The organism is Streptomyces albireticuli, from assembly GCF_002192455.1.
Classification (GTDB): domain Bacteria; phylum Actinomycetota; class Actinomycetes; order Streptomycetales; family Streptomycetaceae; genus Streptomyces; species Streptomyces albireticuli_B.
The window spans coordinates 1724706-1741152 of the sequence record NZ_CP021744.1; the positions used below are offsets into that span (position 1 = coordinate 1724706).

General features: G+C 71.0%; 14 protein-coding genes and 1 pseudogene. 3 read left to right on the forward strand and 12 right to left on the reverse strand.

The features are described 5' to 3' along the window. Positions 1 to 21: 21 nt before the first annotated feature. Positions 22 to 1104 carry a C40 family peptidase gene (locus SMD11_RS07500; protein WP_087925694.1) on the forward strand — a complete coding sequence of 361 codons (1083 nt, stop codon included), beginning with the start codon at positions 22 to 24 and terminating at the stop codon, positions 1102 to 1104. A 127-nt stretch (positions 1105 to 1231) separates the two neighbouring features. Here the strand turns inward: SMD11_RS07500 and SMD11_RS07505 are convergent, their stop codons facing one another. Further along, the gene (locus tag SMD11_RS07505; protein WP_087925695.1) at positions 1232 to 2320 is read right to left on the reverse strand and encodes a hypothetical protein; all 1089 of its coding nucleotides are present in this window, start codon (positions 2318 to 2320) and stop codon (positions 1232 to 1234) included. A 131-nt stretch (positions 2321 to 2451) separates the two neighbouring features. Here SMD11_RS07505 and SMD11_RS07510 point away from each other — a divergent pair, with 131 nt between their 5' ends. Then, positions 2452 to 2850: an NTP pyrophosphohydrolase gene (locus tag SMD11_RS07510; protein WP_087925696.1), complete on the forward strand. Its 399-nt coding sequence runs from the start codon at positions 2452 to 2454 to the stop codon at positions 2848 to 2850. A 59-nt stretch (positions 2851 to 2909) separates the two neighbouring features. Here SMD11_RS07510 and SMD11_RS07515 read toward each other — a convergent pair whose 3' ends face one another. The 9 genes and pseudogenes from SMD11_RS07515 to SMD11_RS07550 all read right to left on the reverse strand — a co-directional run. Beyond that, a complete protein-coding gene (locus SMD11_RS07515) occupies positions 2910 to 4418 on the reverse strand; it encodes an ArnT family glycosyltransferase (RefSeq protein ID WP_087925697.1) in 1509 nt (502 codons plus the stop codon). Positions 4419 to 4537: 119 nt separating this feature from the next. Then, positions 4538 to 6034, reverse strand: coding sequence for an amino acid permease (locus SMD11_RS07520; protein ID WP_087925698.1), 1497 nt, complete (start codon positions 6032 to 6034; stop codon positions 4538 to 4540). A gap of 227 nt (positions 6035 to 6261) precedes the next feature. Beyond that, on the reverse strand, positions 6262 to 8199 hold the full coding sequence (gene dxs, locus SMD11_RS07525) for a 1-deoxy-D-xylulose-5-phosphate synthase (protein WP_087925699.1): 1938 nt from the start codon (positions 8197 to 8199) through the stop codon (positions 6262 to 6264). A 290-nt stretch (positions 8200 to 8489) separates the two neighbouring features. Beyond that, the gene (locus tag SMD11_RS07530; RefSeq protein WP_087925700.1) at positions 8490 to 9767 is read right to left on the reverse strand and encodes a sugar ABC transporter permease; all 1278 of its coding nucleotides are present in this window, start codon (positions 9765 to 9767) and stop codon (positions 8490 to 8492) included. Continuing rightward, complete coding sequence (locus tag SMD11_RS07535) at positions 9764 to 10549, reverse strand: ATP-binding cassette domain-containing protein (RefSeq protein ID WP_087925701.1); 786 nt, start codon at positions 10547 to 10549, stop codon at positions 9764 to 9766. Before SMD11_RS07535 ends, SMD11_RS07530 begins: the two co-directional genes overlap by 4 nt. A gap of 38 nt (positions 10550 to 10587) precedes the next feature. Further along, on the reverse strand, positions 10588 to 11697 hold the full coding sequence (locus tag SMD11_RS07540; RefSeq protein WP_199843817.1) for a substrate-binding domain-containing protein: 1110 nt from the start codon (positions 11695 to 11697) through the stop codon (positions 10588 to 10590). A gap of 194 nt (positions 11698 to 11891) precedes the next feature. Beyond that, a complete protein-coding gene (locus tag SMD11_RS07545) occupies positions 11892 to 13091 on the reverse strand; it encodes an ROK family transcriptional regulator (RefSeq protein ID WP_324614800.1) in 1200 nt (399 codons plus the stop codon). Positions 13092 to 13524: 433 nt separating this feature from the next. Then, positions 13525 to 13854 (reverse strand): hypothetical protein, encoded by a 330-nt coding sequence (locus tag SMD11_RS35370; RefSeq protein WP_159395255.1) that lies wholly within the window; start codon positions 13852 to 13854, stop codon positions 13525 to 13527. A gap of 299 nt (positions 13855 to 14153) precedes the next feature. Beyond that, positions 14154 to 14537 (reverse strand): annotated as a pseudogene (locus tag SMD11_RS07550) (polymorphic toxin-type HINT domain-containing protein); the annotation flags it as partial. On the opposite strand from SMD11_RS07550, the gene SMD11_RS07555 reads away from it, so the two are divergent. Then, a complete protein-coding gene (locus SMD11_RS07555; protein WP_234365952.1) occupies positions 14440 to 15210 on the forward strand; it encodes an FG-GAP repeat domain-containing protein in 771 nt (256 codons plus the stop codon). The pseudogene SMD11_RS07550 and the gene SMD11_RS07555 overlap by 98 nt on opposite strands. On the opposite strand, the gene SMD11_RS07560 is transcribed toward SMD11_RS07555, so the two are convergent. After that, entirely contained in the window at positions 15207 to 15500 is a 294-nt protein-coding gene (locus tag SMD11_RS07560) for a DUF397 domain-containing protein (protein ID WP_087925704.1), read from the reverse strand. The two genes, SMD11_RS07555 and SMD11_RS07560, sit on opposite strands and share 4 nt — an antisense overlap. Next, a complete protein-coding gene (locus SMD11_RS07565) occupies positions 15497 to 16345 on the reverse strand; it encodes a helix-turn-helix domain-containing protein (RefSeq protein ID WP_087925705.1) in 849 nt (282 codons plus the stop codon). Before SMD11_RS07565 ends, SMD11_RS07560 begins: the two co-directional genes overlap by 4 nt. Positions 16346 to 16447 lie beyond the last annotated feature (102 nt).

Consider the following 16447-nt stretch of genomic DNA (forward strand, 5'->3'; position numbering starts at 1 on the left):
ACCCTCACGGAGCGCAGCCTGATGACCCCGAAGACCAAGGACCGCAAGAAGCAGAGCCTGACCGGCCGCCGCGCGGTGCACGCGCTGGTCGTGACCGGTCTGCTCGGCGCCAGCGCGTACCTCACCGTGGAGCTGCGCGACAAGCAGCCGGAGGCCGCGCCGCCGGTACGGTCCGTGGGCGGCTCCGGGCCCACCGCGGGCGCCAAGGCGGCGCCCGGCGAGCGGCGCTTCGAGCGGCTCGCCAACCCGGCCCGTACGGTCGTCCGCGCCGGGGACGGCGCGGTGCTGGCCACCTTCACCGACGGCGCCCGCACCGCGGTGCTCACCGGCCCCAGCCGTACCTTCACCGAACCGAAGTACACCTCGGCGAAGGTGACCACGGACAGCTGGGTGCGGCTGCTGCCGCAGCAGTGGAAGGAGGGCTCGGAGAAGGCCGCCTGGTTCACCGAGTGGTTCGGGAAGTCCCTGGGCAGCAAGGACCCCGACATCTTCGCCTTCTCCATGGAGTACCTGGAGGGCGCACCGCAGAAGAAGGACGCGCAGGGGCTCGTCTACGCGGGCGACGCCCAGTTCGGCCCGCTCAACCCGGGCGGTTCGGAGGCGGGCGACATGCGCCTGGAGCAGTCGGACTTCTACGACTACCTGGGCATCCCGTACACCTTCCGGGACGGCACCGTGGAGCGCCCCGAGCCGCAGCGGCTGCGGGCCATGGACTGCTCGGGCTTCGTGCGCACCGTCTTCGGCTACCGCGCCCGCTACCCGCTGATGGGCAAGGACGTGAAGGGCGACGGCCTGCCCCGCACGGCCAACGGCATGGCGCGCCTCTCCCCCGGCGTCCCCGTCCTGGAGCTGAACGGCAAGCGCCCCGAGGCCACCGACCGGCTCCAGCCGGGCGACCTCGTCTTCTTCGACATCGACCGCCGCACCGGCGACCGTCTGGACCACGTGGGCATCTACCTGGGCCTGGACACGGACGGCAAGCCCCGCTTCATCTCCAGCCGCGAGGAGGCCAACGGCCCGACGTTCGGCGACAAGGGCGGCACGGCCCGCCTGGACGGCAACGGCTTCTACGCGACGGGGCTGCGCAGCGCGAAGCGGCTCTGACGGCGGGCGGGGGTTTCCCCGCCCGCTACCGCCCGACGACAGCGGGACGTTTCCCCGCCGTCGCGCCGATGTGAGGTTCGGCCGCGCGGTGGGGGCTCACGCCCCCGGGGTCAGCGGCCGTCGGGCCTCAGACCCGCTCCCACGCGCCCATCGCCAGCCCCGGTTCCGACGTCCGCTGGCGCGCCACCCGAAGGTGGCCGTCCATGCCCAGGACCGCCACCACGACCCGCCCGAGGGCGTCGCGCGCCAGCGCGGGCGCGCCGGCGAACTCCTCGCCGGTCTCCGACCAGACCGGCTCCACGGTCTCGTCCCCGCTGGGGAACGCGGCGACCGCGGGCAGCCCGGAAGGGGCGCGCTGGGCGAGGACCGTGCAGTCATGGCCGTCGAGGACCGTACGGAGCACGGCGACGGGCCCGCCGCCGGTCGTGCCCAGGGAGACGCTCTCGGGCTCGGCGCCCTCCTCGGTCTCCGCCGCCTCGGGCGGCATCACGCGGAGCGAGGAGTCGCCGTCCTCGCGCCAGAAGTGGGTGATGCGGTCGTCGCCGGTCGGGGCGGACGTCGAGGAGGCCGCGGCCGGCTTGGCCGGGACGTTGCGGATCCGGCGGAACGGGCCGCCCGGCTGCTCCTGCCGCCAGCGCAGCACGAACTCGGCCGCCGGGGCCACGAGTTCCACGCGGCCCTCCGCCGTCGCGCCGGCCGAGAGGCTGTCCAGGACATGACTGCCCTTCATGTCCAGCCAGGGGCCCCAGATCCCGCGCGCGTCCTGGCGCCGGCCGCACACTCCGCCGCCGGAGTTGCGCACGAAGACGTTCAGGCCGTGGCGGTCCACGGCGGCGGCGGGCACGCCGATCTGCTCGGCGCGCTGCCGGTCCTGGCCGTGGGGGGTGCCCAGCGACCGCCAGTTCGTGGGCTGCCGGCCGGGCTGGAACTGCGTCGCGTAGACCACCTCGGTCTCGGTCCGCTCGCCCTCGTCGCCGGTGACGGTCCGCCTGCGCACGCCGACCAGGGAGACGTAGCCCTCGGCGCTCTGCGCTATGGACAGGTAGGGCTCCAGGCCGGGCACGGGCAGCAGCTCCGGGCCGGTCCACTCCGGGCCGCCCGGCCGGGTCTCGGTCCAGCGCACGACACCGCCCTCGGTCGGCGCGTAGGCCGTCAGCCGGCCGTCACCGCCCCGCAGTAGCCAGCCGGTGACCGGGGTGGCCGTACGCACTGCCATGACTCGCTGCCAGCCTTTCTCGCACGCGGGCCCCCCGCGCGCTCCGCGCGACGCCCGTTTGTCGACCCTCGACAATAACATCGTGCCTACCCGGGAACTTCCGTGCGGACCGGGCGTGCGAGGCTGTGGGAATGACCGCACTTCTTGTCGTGGATGCCGCGAATGTCGTCGGTTCGGTGCCCGACGGGTGGTGGCGCGACCGCCGGGGCGCCGCCGTCCGGCTGCGGGACCGGCTGGCCGCGGGCGGCCCGGCGCTGCCGGTGGACCCGGCGGAGGTCGTCCTGGTGGTGGAGGGCGCCGCGCGCGGCGTGGAGTCGGTGCCGGGCGTGCGGGTCGAGTCCGCCGGGGGCAGCGGCGACGACCGGATCGTCGAGCTGGTGGCCGGGCGGGCCCCGGGGCGGCGCTGCGTGGTGGTCACCGCGGACCGGGAGCTGCGCGAGCGCGTCCGCGCCCTGGGCGCGGAGGTCCTGGGGCCGAGGTCGGTGCACCGGCGGGAGCGGGAAGAGCCCGGGCCCGAGCAGGCGCCGTAGGGCCCGGGGCACGGCGGAGGAACGTCGCTCCGCCTCGTCACCCGCGCCCCACCGCCCCCTCACCCCGTCCCCCGCCCCTTCCACACGTACAGCACCGCACCGTCCACGGCCCCCACCCGCTCGTACGACCGTGCCAGCGCGGCCCGTAGCGACGGCAGCCGCCCCGGCGCGTACGGCTTGCCGCGCGAGTCGTCGACGACCAGCTCCGGCGGCCGGCGGGCCAGCTCGCGGCGGAAGACCGGCCAGGAGCCCGGCACGCCGTACGCCTCGCCCACCCGGGAAGGCCCGCGCCCGCCGCTGTAGTTGGTGAGCAGACCGGCCGTCAGGAAGCGCCCCGCGGGGCGGCGGTCGGCCAGCCAGTACTGCTCGGGGTGCATGCCCCAGAACAGCACGCGGGCGGTCGGCCGGGTGCGCTCGCGGACGGCCCGGGCGACCTTCAGGGAGTGCGGCAGGTCCGGCGGTTCGTCGGCGAAACCCCAGCCCAGGAAGTAGCCGCAGGAGACCACGGACAGGCCCACGGCGGCCCGCAGCACCCGCCGGGGCAACGCGCACAGCGCGGACGTGGCGAGCAGGGCGAGCGGCGGAACGAGCTGGAGGTAGTAGTGCCCGAAGAAGTGGAAGCCGGTGGTGACGGCGACGCCGGAGGCGGCGAGCCAGACCCACAGCTCGGGCGGCGCGGCGCGGCGGCGGGCGAGGACCAGGGCGCCGACCGGGACGAGCAGCCCCGCGCAGCCCGCCGCGGCGACGGCCGCGCCCGCCGCAGCCCGGTCGACGGCGAGCGGCACGGAACCGGCCACCGACGCGTACGTCCCCGAGCCGGTCACCGACCAGAACAGCAGCCGGGCGGGTCCGGTCAGCCAGGCGACGGCGGCCACCGGCAGGACGGCGCCGAGCGCCAGGGCGACGGCGCCCGCCCCGCGCCGGCGGCCGGTCCAGAGCATCAGGAGTACGGGCGCGAGGACCGCTCCCCCGGTCTGCTTGGTGAGCATCGCGCCCGCGACCGCCAGCCCGGCGGCGCCCCAGCGGGCCCGGTCCGCGCACCACATGGCGGCCGCCGTCCACGGCAGCATGAAGACCTCGAAGCAGGCGGCCTGGGCGTCCTCGGGGGCGAGGCAGACGGAGGCCAGCAGATAGAGCGACCCGGCGGTGCGGCCGGCCCGCTCGCCCCAGCGGCGCCGGGCCAGGGAGGCCAGCAGCACGGCGGTGAGCAGCTGGGCGAGGACCGCGAGGGCCTTGACCGGCAGCAGCGAGCCGTCGCCGAAGAGCGCGAAGCACAGCTCGTACAGCCAGGGCAGCACGGGCGGCTTGCGGTCGACGACGGTGCGGTAGAGGACGGCACCCTGGCCGAGCATCCGGGCCTCGGTGGCGAGGAAGCCCTCGTCGGGGTTCCACAGGGGGCGGGCGAAGGACGGCAGCCGGGTGACGAGGGCGAGGAGGGCCAGCGCGGGCAGCAGACGGCGCCAGAAGGGGCCGTTGCGCGGGGGCGCGGCGGGCTCGTGCGCGAAGGGGGGCCGCGCGTGCGGGACGGGGGTGCCGGCCGGTACGGCTGCGCGCTGTGCGACGGGCATGCAGGTCAACCTAGGGTGCGTCCTCGGGCGGCGGTCCGCGATCTCCCCCGGGGCCGGGGCCCAGCCGGGAGGTGCCGCCGGGCGGGCCCCGCTTCGGGGCCCGCCCGGCGGTGGGGCCGTCAGGGGACGCGGCTGTGGGAGCGCCCGTAGACGAAGTAGACGACGACGCCGAGGACCATCCAGGCGGCGAACCGCAGCCAGGTCTCGGCGGTGAGGTTGAGCATCAGCCACAGGGAGGCGAGGACGGACAGGACGGGCACGGCGGGGACGAGCGGGGTGCGGAAGGCCCGGGGCAGGTCGGGGCGGGAGCGGCGCAGGAGGACGACGCCGAGGGCCACGACGACGAAGGCGAAGAGCGTGCCGATGTTGACCAGCTCGGCGAGGACGTCGATCGAGGTGAAGCCGGCGAGCACGGCGACGACGACGCCGAGCAGGATCGTGGAGCGGTAGGGCGTGCCGTACTTCGGGTGGACCCGGGAGAAGATCCTGGGCAGCAGCCCGTCGCGGCTCATGGCGAAGAACACCCGGCTCTGGCCGAGCAGCAGGATCATGCAGACGGTGGTGAGGCCGACGGCCGCGCCGAAGCTGATCAGTCCCGCCCAGAAGGGGTGGCCGGTGGCCTTGAAGGCGTCGGCGAGCGGGGCGTCGGTGGAGAGGTCGCTGTACTTCTGCATGCCGGTGACGACGATGGACACGGCCACGTAGAGGATCGTGCAGATGGCGAGCGAGCCGAGGATGCCGCGCGGGACGTCGCGCTGGGGGTTGCGGGTCTCCTCGGCGGCGGTGGCCACGATGTCGAAGCCGATGAAGGCGAAGAAGACGACGGCGGCCGCGGAGAAGATGCCCATGACGCCGAAGTTCGACGGCGAGAAGCCGAAGATCAGCTGGATGAGCGGTGCCTTGATGTCGCTGCCGGCCGTGGTGCTCTGGGAGTCGGGGATGAAGGGCTCGTAGTTGGACCCGGTGATGAAGAAGGCCCCCACGATGATCACGATCAGGACGACGGTGACCTTGATGGCGACCACGACGGCCGTCACCCGCGAGGACAGCTTCATGCCGAGGACGAGGATCGCGGTGAGGACGAGCACGAGGGCGCACGCCAGGATGTCGAAGCCGAAGCGGCCCTCGTGGGTGCCTTCCAGGCCCACGGGCAGGTGCCAGCCCGCGTTGTCCATCAGCGAGCGGATGTAGCCGGACCAGCCGACGGCGACGACGGCGCAGCCCAGCGCCAGCTCCAGGATCAGGTCCCAGCCGATGATCCACGCGGGCAGCTCGCCGAGGGAGGCGTAGGAGAAGGTGTACGCGGAGCCGGCCACCGGCACGGTGGAGGCGAATTCGGCGTAGCAGAGCGCCGCGAGCCCGCACACGACGCCGGCGAGGACGAAGGCGAGCGCCACCGAGGGGCCGGCGTTCTCCTTGGCGACCTTGCCCGTGAGGACGAAGATGCCGGTGCCGATGACGACGCCGACGCCGAAGACGGTGAGGTCGAGGGCGGTGAGGGACTTCTTGAGCGCGTGCTCCGGCTCCTCGGTGTCCCGGATGGACTGCTCCACCGTCTTGGTCCGGAAGACGCCGCGCCCGCCGCGGCTGTTCCGGAGGGGTTGTTCCGTGCTCATCGGCCCACCTCCACCTGACTCGGATCTCTCTCGGCCGTCGCTCATCCGTTCATCCGTGAACTGAGCGAGTGTCCGCGATGATCCGGTCCGTACCGGGGTGGGCCCGACCAGGGGGGCCAGGATTCACCCGATGGGACGCGGGCGGGGGTATGCGTACGGGCCGGCCGGACCACCCGGATAGGTGGTCCGGCCGGCCCGTGGGTCCAGCCGGCGGTGGGGCGGGCGGGTCAGTCGCGGGCGGCCTCGGCCACGACCTCGTCCGTCCCGGAGACCTCCTCGTAGCGCCCGTCCAGCTTGGCGACCAGGCCGGTGACCTGGCGGGCGATGTCCGGGGCGGTCAGCCCGATCTCGGCCATGACCTCCTTGCGGGAGGCGTGGTCGAGGAAGCGCTGCGGGATGCCGAAGTCGCGCAGCGGGAGGTCGACGTCGGCGTCGCGCAGCGCCTGCGAGACCGCCGCGCCGACGCCGCCCGTGCGGCCGTTGTCCTCGACGGTGACGACGACGCGGTGCTCGGCGGCGAGGCCGGGCAGGGCCTCGTCGACGGGCTTGACCCAGCGCGGGTCGACGACGGTCGCGGAGATGCCCTGCTTGTCGAGCAGGTCGGCGATCTCCAGGCACATCGGGGCGAGGGCGCCGACGGAGACGATGAGGACGTCGGGGCGCTCGACGCCCTCGGCGGGCTTCCGCAGCACGTCCATGCCGCCGACGCGGCCGACGGCCTCGACGGCGGGGCCGACCGTGCCCTTGGAGTAGCGCACGACGGTGGGGGCGTCCTTGACCTCGACGGCCTCGCGGAGCTGGGCGCGCACCTGGTCGGCGTCGCGCGGGGCGGCGATCCGCAGGCCGGGCACGACCTGGAGGATCGACATGTCCCACATGCCGTTGTGCGAGGCGCCGTCGTCACCGGTGACGCCGGCCCGGTCCAGGACGAAGGTCACGCCGCACTTGTGCAGGGCGACGTCCATCAGGACCTGGTCGAAGGCGCGGTTGAGGAACGTGGCGTACACCGCGAAGACCGGGTGCAGACCGCCCGTCGCGAGGCCGGCCGCCGAGGTGGCGGCATGCTGCTCGGCGATGCCGACGTCGTAGACGCGCTCGGGGAAGGCCTTGGCGAACTTGCCGAGGCCGACCGGCTGCATCATCGCGGCCGTGATGGCGACGATGTCCTCGCGCTCCTTGCCGAGCTCGACCATCTCGTCGGCGAAGACGGAGGTCCAGCTAGCGCCGGAGGAGGCGAGGGGCAGACCGGTGTCGGGGTGGATGGCGCCGATGCCGTGGAAGCGGTCCGCCTCGTTCTGCTCGGCGTGCTTGTAGCCGCGGCCCTTCTGGGTGAGGCAGTGCACGAGGACGGGGCCGCCGAAGCGCTTGGCACGCTGGAGCGCGGACTCCAGGGCCTCGATGTCGTGGCCGTCGATGGGGCCGACGTACTTCAGGCCGAGGTCCTCGAACATGCCCTGCGGGGCGATGAAGTCCTTGAGGCCCTTCTTGGCGCCGTGCAGCGTCTCGTAGAGCGGCTTGCCGAGCACCGGCGTGCGCTCCAGCAGGTCCTTGCCGCGGGCCAGGAAGCGCTCGTAGCCGTCCGTGGTGCGCAGGGTGGCCAGGTGGTTGGCGAGGCCGCCGATGGTGGGCTCGTACGAGCGCTCGTTGTCGTTGACGACGATGACGAGCGGGCGGTCCTTGGCCACGGCGATGTTGTTCAGCGCCTCCCAGGCCATACCGCCGGTGAGCGCGCCGTCACCGATCACGGCGACGACGTGGTCCTTGCGGCCCAGCACCTGGTTGGCCTTGGCGAGGCCGTCGGCCCAGCCCAGGACCGTGGAGGCGTGGCTGTTCTCGATGACGTCGTGCTCGGACTCCTCGCGCGAGGGGTAGCCGGACAGCCCGCCCTTGGTCCGCAGCCGTGCGAAGTCCTGGCGGCCGGTGAGCAGCTTGTGGACGTACGCCTGGTGGCCGGTGTCGAAGAGGACCTTGTCCTTCGGCGACTCGAAGACCCGGTGCATGGCGATGGTGAGCTCGACCACCCCGAGGTTGGGCCCGAGGTGTCCACCGGTCTTGGACACGGCGTCGACGAGGAAGGTCCGGATCTCCGCGGCGAGCTGATCGAGCTGCTCCGGGCTCAGCCGGTCCAGATCGCGCGGTCCCCTGATGCGGGATAGCAGCGCCACCCGTGCCTCCTTAAGCGTTCGAGCTGTCGAGCCTTGCCGGTCTGTCGAGTCTAATGTTCCGCCCGCGATGCGGGTGAACGGGTGCTGCGAGGTATGTCACGCGATCGGCGTAGACCGGTGGATCTTTCCCCACGGGGCGTTCCGCCGCAACCGGAGGGGCTGGATTCCGGCCCTGGAGGGCCGGGGGCCGGGGCGGAGGCGGCAGCGGGCCGGGGCGGGGCCCCGGGAACCGGAAGGGGCGGGGCCGGGGGGGAAACCCCGGTCCCGCCCCTTCCGCGCACGGTCCGGGCTCAGGCCCGCCCCGCCGTCTTCTGTGTACGGCGGGACACCGAGTCGATCACCACCGCCGCGAGCAGCACCGCGCCGGTGATCATGTACTGGACGGCCGACGCGATGCCCAGCAGCGCCATCCCGGAGGCGATCGACTGGATCACCAGCACGCCCAGCAGCGCGGACCACGTCTTGCCGCGGCCGCCGAAGAGGCTGGTGCCGCCGATGACGGCCGCCGCGATGGCGTTCATCAGCAGGCTGCCCGCGCCGGAGGACTGGTTCGCGGCGTTGATCTGCGAGGCCAGGAACATCCCGCCGAGGGCGGCCATCGTCCCGGAGAGCGCGAAGACGGAGATCCGGATCGCGGAGACGTTGATGCCGGCGCGGCGGGCCGCCTCGACGCTGCCGCCGAGGGCGAAGACCTTGCGCCCGTACGCGGTGCGCCGGAGCACGAGGTCCAGGGCCACCACGACGCCCAGGAAGATCACCACGGCCAGCGGCAGGCCCTTGTACTGGTTGAAGAGCCAGGCCACGACGTAGGCGGGCACCGCCAGCACCGCCGTGCGCAGCACGATCTCGCTGAGCGGCCTGCTGGGGACGCCGGCGGCCTCGCGGCGCCTGCTGTCGCGGAAGGACACCACGAAGAAGACGGCCACGGCGACCGTCGCGAGCCCGTAGGCGGCCGAGATGTCGGTGAAGTAGTGGTTGGTGAGGGCGGCGACCAGGCCGGAGTCGTCGAGGTTGATGGTGCCGTTGGAGCCGAGCACCTGGAGCATCAGGCCGTTCCAGCCCAGCAGGCCGGCCAGGGTCACCACGAAGGCGGGCACGCCGATCCGGGCGAAGAAGAAGCCGTGGAGGGCCCCGATCACCGCGCCGGAGAGGATCGCCAGGACGAGGGCCAGCCACTCCGGCATGCCCTGGTTGACGTTGAGGACCGCGAAGACGGCCGCCGCCAGTCCGCTGACCGAGCCCACGGAGAGGTCGATCTCGCCGAGGATCAGGACGAAGACGATGCCGACGGCGATCAGGCCGGTGCCGGCGGCGGTGACGAAGAGGTTGGAGAGGTTCTCCGCGCCGAGGAAGGCCGCGTCGCGCAGCTGGAAGACGATGCCGATGATGATCAGCCCGACGACCACGGGCAGCGAGCCCAGCTCGCCGCTGCGCAGCTTCCGGCCGAATTCGCTCAGGTAGCCGGTGAAGCCCTCCTGGCGGACCAGCAGGCGGGGGTCCACGGGGGTGACGGCGCCCTCGGCGGGCGCCTGGCCGTTACTGGTCGTACCGGTGTTCTCAGTGGTCATTTCTTTCCCTCCGCGCGGGACTGGCGGCGGGTGACAGCGTTGTCGGTCGCACCGGTGATGGCGGAAATGATCTCTTCCTGGGAGGTGTGGGCCACCTCGAAGACGCCGTTGTTGCGGCCGAGGCGGAGCACCGCGACCCGGTCGGCGACGGCCTTCACGTCGGCCATGTTGTGGCTGATCAGGATGACCCCGAGGCCGCGCTCACGGAGACGTTCGACCAGGTCGAGGACCTGGGCCGTCTGTTCCACGCCGAGCGCCGCGGTGGGCTCGTCGAGGATGACGACCTTGGGTTCGCCGAGCAGCGAGCGGGCGATCGCGACGGTCTGCCGCTGCCCGCCGGAGAGCGCGGCGACGGGGATCCGGACGCTGGGGATCCGGATGGACAGGGTGGCGAGCAGCTCGCGGGCGCGGCGCTCCATCTCGACCTCGTCCAGCACCCCGGCCCGGACGATCTCCCGGCCGAGGAAGAGGTTGCCGACGACGTCGAGGTTGTCGCAGAGCGCGAGGTCCTGGTAGACGGTCGCGATGCCGAGCTCCTGGGCGGCGTGCGGCCGGTCGACGGTGACCGGCCGGCCCTCCCACTCGATCACCCCGTCGTCGGCGGGGCCGACCCCGGCGATGGTCTTGACCAGGGTGGACTTCCCGGCGCCGTTGTCGCCGACCAGGGCGACCACCTCGCCGGGGTGGATCTCCAGTTCCACGTCGGTGAGCGCCTGGACGGCACCGAAGCGCTTGGAGATCCCGCGCAGCGCCAGCACGGGCGTAGCGGACACGTTCATCATCTCCTTCGCCGCCCGGAGGGGGCGGCAGCTGTGGGGGCTTACTTCAGTCCGGCCTTGTCGCACTGCGCCTTGTACTTCGCGGTGCAGATCTCGTCCAGGTTGAAGAAGCCCTCCTTGCCGACGTACTGGCCGATGTCGGCCTTGGTGAGGGCGAAGGGGGTGACGATGATGGCGGGGACCTTCTTGGCGGTGCCGCTGTCGACGGTGGACTTGGCGACGCCGTCGAGGGTCTTGCCCCGGGCGAGGGCGACGGCCATCTCGGCCGCGGCGTCCGCCTCGGGCTTGTAGGGCTTGTAGACGCTCATGAACTGCTCGTCGGAGAGGATCCGCTGGACGGCCGAGAGCTCGGCGTCCTGGCCGGTGACCGGCGGGAGCTTGTCGAAGCCGGCGCTCTTGAGGGCGGTGATGATGCCGCCGGCCATGCCGTCGTTGGCGGAGTACACGCCGACGATCTTGTCCTTGCCCAGCGAGGAGAGGGCGCCCTTCATGTTCTCGTTGGCGTTCTCCGGCTTCCACTCCTTGGTGTCGTACTCCTTGCCGATCTTCACCTTGCCGTCGAGGACGGAGTGGGCGCCGTCCTTGTACATCTTGGCGTTGGGGTCGGTGACGGAGCCGTTCATCATGACGATCTCGCCCTTGGCGGCGTCGTCGCCCAGCTCCTTGAGCAGCGACTCACCCTGGATCTTGCCGACGCGCTCGTTGTCGACGGAGGTGTACGCCTTGATCGGGCCCTCGGCCAGCCGGTCGTACGCGACGACGGGGATGCCCTTGTCGTTCGCCTTCTTCACCGAGCTCGCTATCGACTTGGCGTCCACCGCGTCGACGATCAGCGCGTCGACCTTCTTGGTGATCATCGTGTCGACCTGCTGCTGCTGGACGGAGGCGTCCTGCTTGGCGTTCTCGTAGAGGACCGTGGTGTCCGAGCCCGCCAATTCCTTGATCTTCTTTTCGATCAGCGGCTTGTCGAAGCGCTCATAACGCGCGGTCTGGTTCTCCGGCAGAAGGAGGCCGATGGTCAGCGCGGCCTTTCCTTCCTTCTTGCCACCGCCGCCGTTGCCGGCTTCCTTGGCTTTCCCGCAGGCGGCGAGACCGGCGGCCATGGAAACGGCCGCCACGGCCACGGCGGCACGACGCAGATGCGTGTTCACTTGCAGATACCTCCCTGACGAGGCCGCGTCGTTGCGGCCGAGGTGGCTGGAAGTCAACTCGGCCGCCAGAGGAGCGTCAAGAAGTAAATCCTTAACGAGATGGCAACGATGCCATTCGTTATCTGCGTGAACTCAAGATGCGGCCGCGCCGCGCCGCGAGGGCCCCTGGAAAGGCGGAAAGGGGCGGCCGGGACTCAGGCGGGAACGGGCGCGACGGCCGGGGGCAGCTGGTCCAGAAGACTGGAATCGCCCATCTCGCTGAGGACGAGCGCGAGGGCGCCCAGCACCTCCGCGCGGCCGCCGAGCGCGCCGGGCACGACCTCCAACTGCCGGGCGGCGCTGGGGATCGCGTAGCGCGAGACGGATTCGCGGATGGGCGCGAGGACGAGCTCGCCGGACTCCGCGAGATCGCCGCCGAGGACGATCCGGCGGGGGTTGAGGAGGTTGCAGAGGTTGGCGACACCGCTGCCGATGTGCCGGCCGACGTCGCCGATCACGCGCCGGCAGCCCGGGTCGCCGTCCTGCGCGAGCTGCACCATGCGCGCCACGGTCAGATCCGTGCCGTGGGCCGAATGGAGCAGGGGCAGCACGTACCGGGCGGCGGTGAAGGTCTCCAGGCAGCCGCGGTTGCCGCAGCGGCAGACGGGCCCGGACTCGTCGAGGGTGATGTGCCCGATCTCCCCGGCGGTGCCGCCGGGACCGCGATAGATCTGCCCGTTGATGACGAGCCCCGCACCGACGCCACTCGCGACCTTGATGTAGGCGAGGTCGGCGGCACCCCGCCCGGCACCCCAGACCAGCTCGCCGAGGGCCCCGAGGTTGGCGTCGTTGTCGACGTGGACGGGCACGCTGAGCCGGGCGGCGAGGTCGTCGCGGGGGTTGGTGCCGGCCCAGCCCGGGAGAATCGACGTGGAGCCCAGCGTGCCGGTCTCCACGTCGATGGGCCCGGGCACCCCGAGCCCCACCCCGACGATCTTCGCCGAATCGATCCCGGCCTCCGAGATCAGCCGCCTGACCAGCCGCTCCGCCCGATCCAGCCCCTGCGCGGCGGAGGCGTCCACGTCCAGCGGCTCGGCGTCCTCGGCCAGCACCCGGTGGGCGAGGTTCCCGATGGCCACCCGAAGGTGTGTATGCCCGAAGTCGACACCGACGACGATCCCGGCGTCCCCGGACAACGAGACACTCCGCGCCCGCCGCCCCCCGGAGGACGTGGGCGTGACCTCGACGGTCCCGCCGTCCTTCAGCTCCCGCACGATGTTGGAGACCGTGGCGGCCGACAGCCCCGTGGTCCGGGCGATCTCCGCCTGGGTCAGCGACCCCGCCATGCGCACCGCGCGCACGACCCGCTCCAGGTTGGCCCGGTGCAGCGACGACTGCGACCCCGGAGTCTCCACGCCCATCCACTCCCACCTAGCCGGACACGGCACGCCGACCGTCCCCGCAACCGGACCACGGCTCTGGGGCCCGGCCATCCGTACAACATATGAACTCTAAGCTGAGCCGTCGGGGGGAGCCGACGTCAAGGGCTTGAAGCACATCGGGGGCAGCATAGGGAAGATAACCGGATGCCCCTGCCCCACCGAGGCGGGGCCCTTGGCTCCGCCCACGCGGTCCGCCGTAGCGTGCACCGATCGATGCAATCAAGAGGCGACTCAGGCAGCCCACATCGGCATCAGCCCCACGGTTCATACCCACGTACGACTAGGGCTCGGCACCAACACCCTCGGCCCTGCACTCGGAGTCGAGGACGGCGGCTCCGACACCCCAGAAGCCCCACCCAGCGTTATCCCCCGGGTGAGGCTTCTTTGACTTCATTCCGAACTGAGACTATTCCGGGCTACATGCTTCCCGATCCGTCAGAAAGGAATGAAGTTCATCGAAGAGGAGGGTAACCGCTTCGCTACTTTCACTATGCGCGGCTGTAACCCAGAAGTCACCGACTGCGTCTGGGTAAGCCATTCTGATTACCAGCACCTGCCACGCCAGGTTAGCTCCAAGATTGGATCTGACAGCTAGCCAATCACGAAACCCTTCGAGGAAACTCCACTCGGTCGCAGCATCCATGCCGTTCACAAATGCAGCCACCTCACCGAATGTAGTCAAGCCGTACAAATTGGGGCGCCTGCGCAGGTCAAAAAGCCTGTCGCGAAGGTCCATATTGACACCTGCTATCTGGGAGCCGGACTGAAGATTAGGTAGTCACCGTATTCGAAGTTGGCCCGATACTGCTCAATCGATTCACCTCGCCTTCCAGTCACCGCGTCGAACACTCGGCCGTCCTTGACAACGACATCGTGGTATTTCCACCCACTGTCGATCCCGCGATACTTACCAAGCTGCGGCGCACCATATTTATCAGTTATTCGCATGATATCGCCGCCGATGATCGACTGGATATGGTCAGCAACCTTTTCACACCCACCCGTGCCACAGACCTGCGATGCGGGCTTCGGTTTCCAGGATGCACCCAGGTCCGGGCCACAGGGGCTGGAGTTATGCACCAGCACCGGCGTGTCACCTGCAAGCACATAGTATGTGTGCAGGCCATCAACAGTCAGATTGTAGGTCTTGGCGGTTTCCTCAAAAGGCCGATTGCCCTTAACCGTAACAGCGCTGCCGTCGACGGCCCTGAGGGTCATACCGGGGCGGAGCTGAGCAGCCTCGATCCAGTCCTTCTCCGAGGGCGACCAGAAAGGGTGCTCGTAGGTTGCAGTGAGGTGCTCGACACCTTGAGGAGTCGCTATGCTCAATTCGTTGAAGAGCTTGTCGTGCTCAGTGGCGATCAGGTCAGTTACCTTGCGCTGCCCCGTCTCGCCGCTGACAGGGTTTGTGGCAGTCACCACGGGGGTCGGCGCGCCGGGCAGCAGGGTGCGTTTCGCCGATATCAACGGCGACGGAAAGGCCGACTACCTCACCGTCGACGACAACGGCTCCACCCACGCATGGCTCAACAACGGCGGCGACAACCACGGCGGCTGGACCGACCACGGCCAGATAGCCACCGGAGCCGGCGCCCCCGGTACCCACGTACGCTTTGCCGACATCAACGGCGACGACAAAGCCGACTATCTCGTCGTCGACGACAACGGCGCCGTCCGCGCCTTTCTCAACAACGGCGGCGACGGCCACGGCGGCTGGACCGACTCTGGCCGCATCGCCACCGGCAACGGCACCCCCGGCAACAACGTCCGCTTCGCCGACATCAACGGCGACGGAAAGGCCGACTACCTCACCGTCGACAACAACGGCTCCACCCACGCATGGCTCAACAACGGCGGCGACAACCACGGCGGCTGGACCGACCACGGCCAAATCGCCGCCGGAGGTGCAAACGCAGGCACCAGCGTCCGCTTCGCCGACATCAATGGCGACGGCAAAGCCGACTACCTCACCGTCGACGACAACGGCGCCGTGAACGCCCGGATCAACAACGGCGGTGACGGCCACGGCGGCTGGACCGATTCAGGCCGCATCGCCACAGGAGCCGGTGCAGGCTACAAGGTCCGGATCTAGCGACGATATCGTCGGCGCGGTGCTCGTGCACGAGTGCGTACGACCCGGAGGAAGGCCGACCAAGCCCCCGGCGACGGCGTCAGTACCGTCGTCGGCCGATCGCTTTCACGTAAGTGGAGGTGGCCGTCCCGAGCGGCGGCCGCCTCCAGGCATTCCGACCCGCCCCCGCTGCCCGAGAACGACGAGCGCTGCCAAATGAGCGCGCCGTCGGGAGGGTCATCAGGGGCGGGATCCGGGGGCGAGGCGGGACCGGGGGCGGCAGAGGGCCCGTGCCACCCGGCGCCGTTCATGGCCCGACCGCCAGTTTTTTGATCAGTTCCAGTGACGGGTCGGGGGCCAGGGCCGCCTTCCGCAAGGTGTCGAAGAGCACCCGGTACCGCCGGACGTCCTCGTCCTTCTCCAGGTACGCCGCACCGGCCAGGCTGTCCATTATGACGACGTCCATCCCTGTCGGGAGCAGCCCGTAGAGGACGAACGGCCCGTCCAGCCCGCCGTGCACCCCGGCGCTGAACGGCATCACCTGGATCCGGGCCCGGCCGCCCTCCACCAGGTCGGCGAGGTGCCGCAGCTGGTCCCGCATGACCTCGCGGCCGCCGACCTCGGCGCGCAGCACCGCCTCGTAGACCAGGGCCGTGAGCTCGGGAGCGTCCGGCTTCCCGAGGACGGCCTGCCGGGTGGTGCGGGCCTCGACGCAGCGCTCGGCGTCGGCCTCGTCGTAGTCGTGCCGGCCGCCGCGGAACAGCGCGCGCATGTAGTCGGCCGTCTGGAGGAGACCGGGGACGAGGACCGTCTGCCACACCTGGACCGTGACGGCCTTCGCCTCCAGGTGCGCGAGGTCGGCGATGCCAGGGAGGGTACTGCCGTAATGGTTCCACCAGCCCTGCCGGCGGCCTTCCTTGGCCATGTCCACCAGGGAATCGACCAGCTTCGGATCCGTCACCCCATAAGCGCTCAGCAGCCCGCGGAGTTCGAACGGGCGGATCCCGTTGGTCCCCGTCTCGATCCGGCTGATCTTGGCCTGCCCGCACTCCAGCGCTTCCGCGGCGTCCTCGCCCGACATGCCCGCGGCTTCTCTGAGCTTCCGCAGCTCCGCGCCGAGGCGCTTCTGGCGGATGGTGGGGGGCTTCTGCGGCATGACAATCCTCCCTTCCTTCGGGAGGAGAGTCTGCCTGCACCCAGTCGACGAGCACAGTCACTCACAGGGGCGAAAGCCCCTGGAATTTATGCACTTACGATC

Excerpts from the sequence above, each read along its gene's own strand:
- SMD11_RS07535 (WP_087925701.1), bottom strand. The coding sequence starts at position 10,549 with ATGATGAACGTGTCCGCTACGCCCGTGCTGGCGCTGCGCGGGATCTCC.
- SMD11_RS07530 (WP_087925700.1), bottom strand. The coding sequence starts at position 9,767 with ATGACCACTGAGAACACCGGTACGACCAGTAACGGCCAGGCGCCCGCC.
- SMD11_RS07510 (WP_087925696.1), top strand. The coding sequence starts at position 2,452 with ATGACCGCACTTCTTGTCGTGGATGCCGCGAATGTCGTCGGTTCGGTG.
- SMD11_RS07515 (WP_087925697.1), bottom strand. The coding sequence starts at position 4,418 with ATGCCCGTCGCACAGCGCGCAGCCGTACCGGCCGGCACCCCCGTCCCG.
- SMD11_RS35370 (WP_159395255.1), bottom strand. The coding sequence starts at position 13,854 with ATGGACCTTCGCGACAGGCTTTTTGACCTGCGCAGGCGCCCCAATTTG.
- SMD11_RS07565 (WP_087925705.1), bottom strand. The coding sequence starts at position 16,345 with ATGCCGCAGAAGCCCCCCACCATCCGCCAGAAGCGCCTCGGCGCGGAG.
- SMD11_RS07560 (WP_087925704.1), bottom strand. The coding sequence starts at position 15,500 with ATGAACGGCGCCGGGTGGCACGGGCCCTCTGCCGCCCCCGGTCCCGCC.
- SMD11_RS07505 (WP_087925695.1), bottom strand. The coding sequence starts at position 2,320 with ATGGCAGTGCGTACGGCCACCCCGGTCACCGGCTGGCTACTGCGGGGC.
- SMD11_RS07555 (WP_234365952.1), top strand. The coding sequence starts at position 14,440 with ATGCTCAATTCGTTGAAGAGCTTGTCGTGCTCAGTGGCGATCAGGTCA.
- SMD11_RS07500 (WP_087925694.1), top strand. The coding sequence starts at position 22 with ATGACCCCGAAGACCAAGGACCGCAAGAAGCAGAGCCTGACCGGCCGC.
- SMD11_RS07520 (WP_087925698.1), bottom strand. The coding sequence starts at position 6,034 with ATGAGCACGGAACAACCCCTCCGGAACAGCCGCGGCGGGCGCGGCGTC.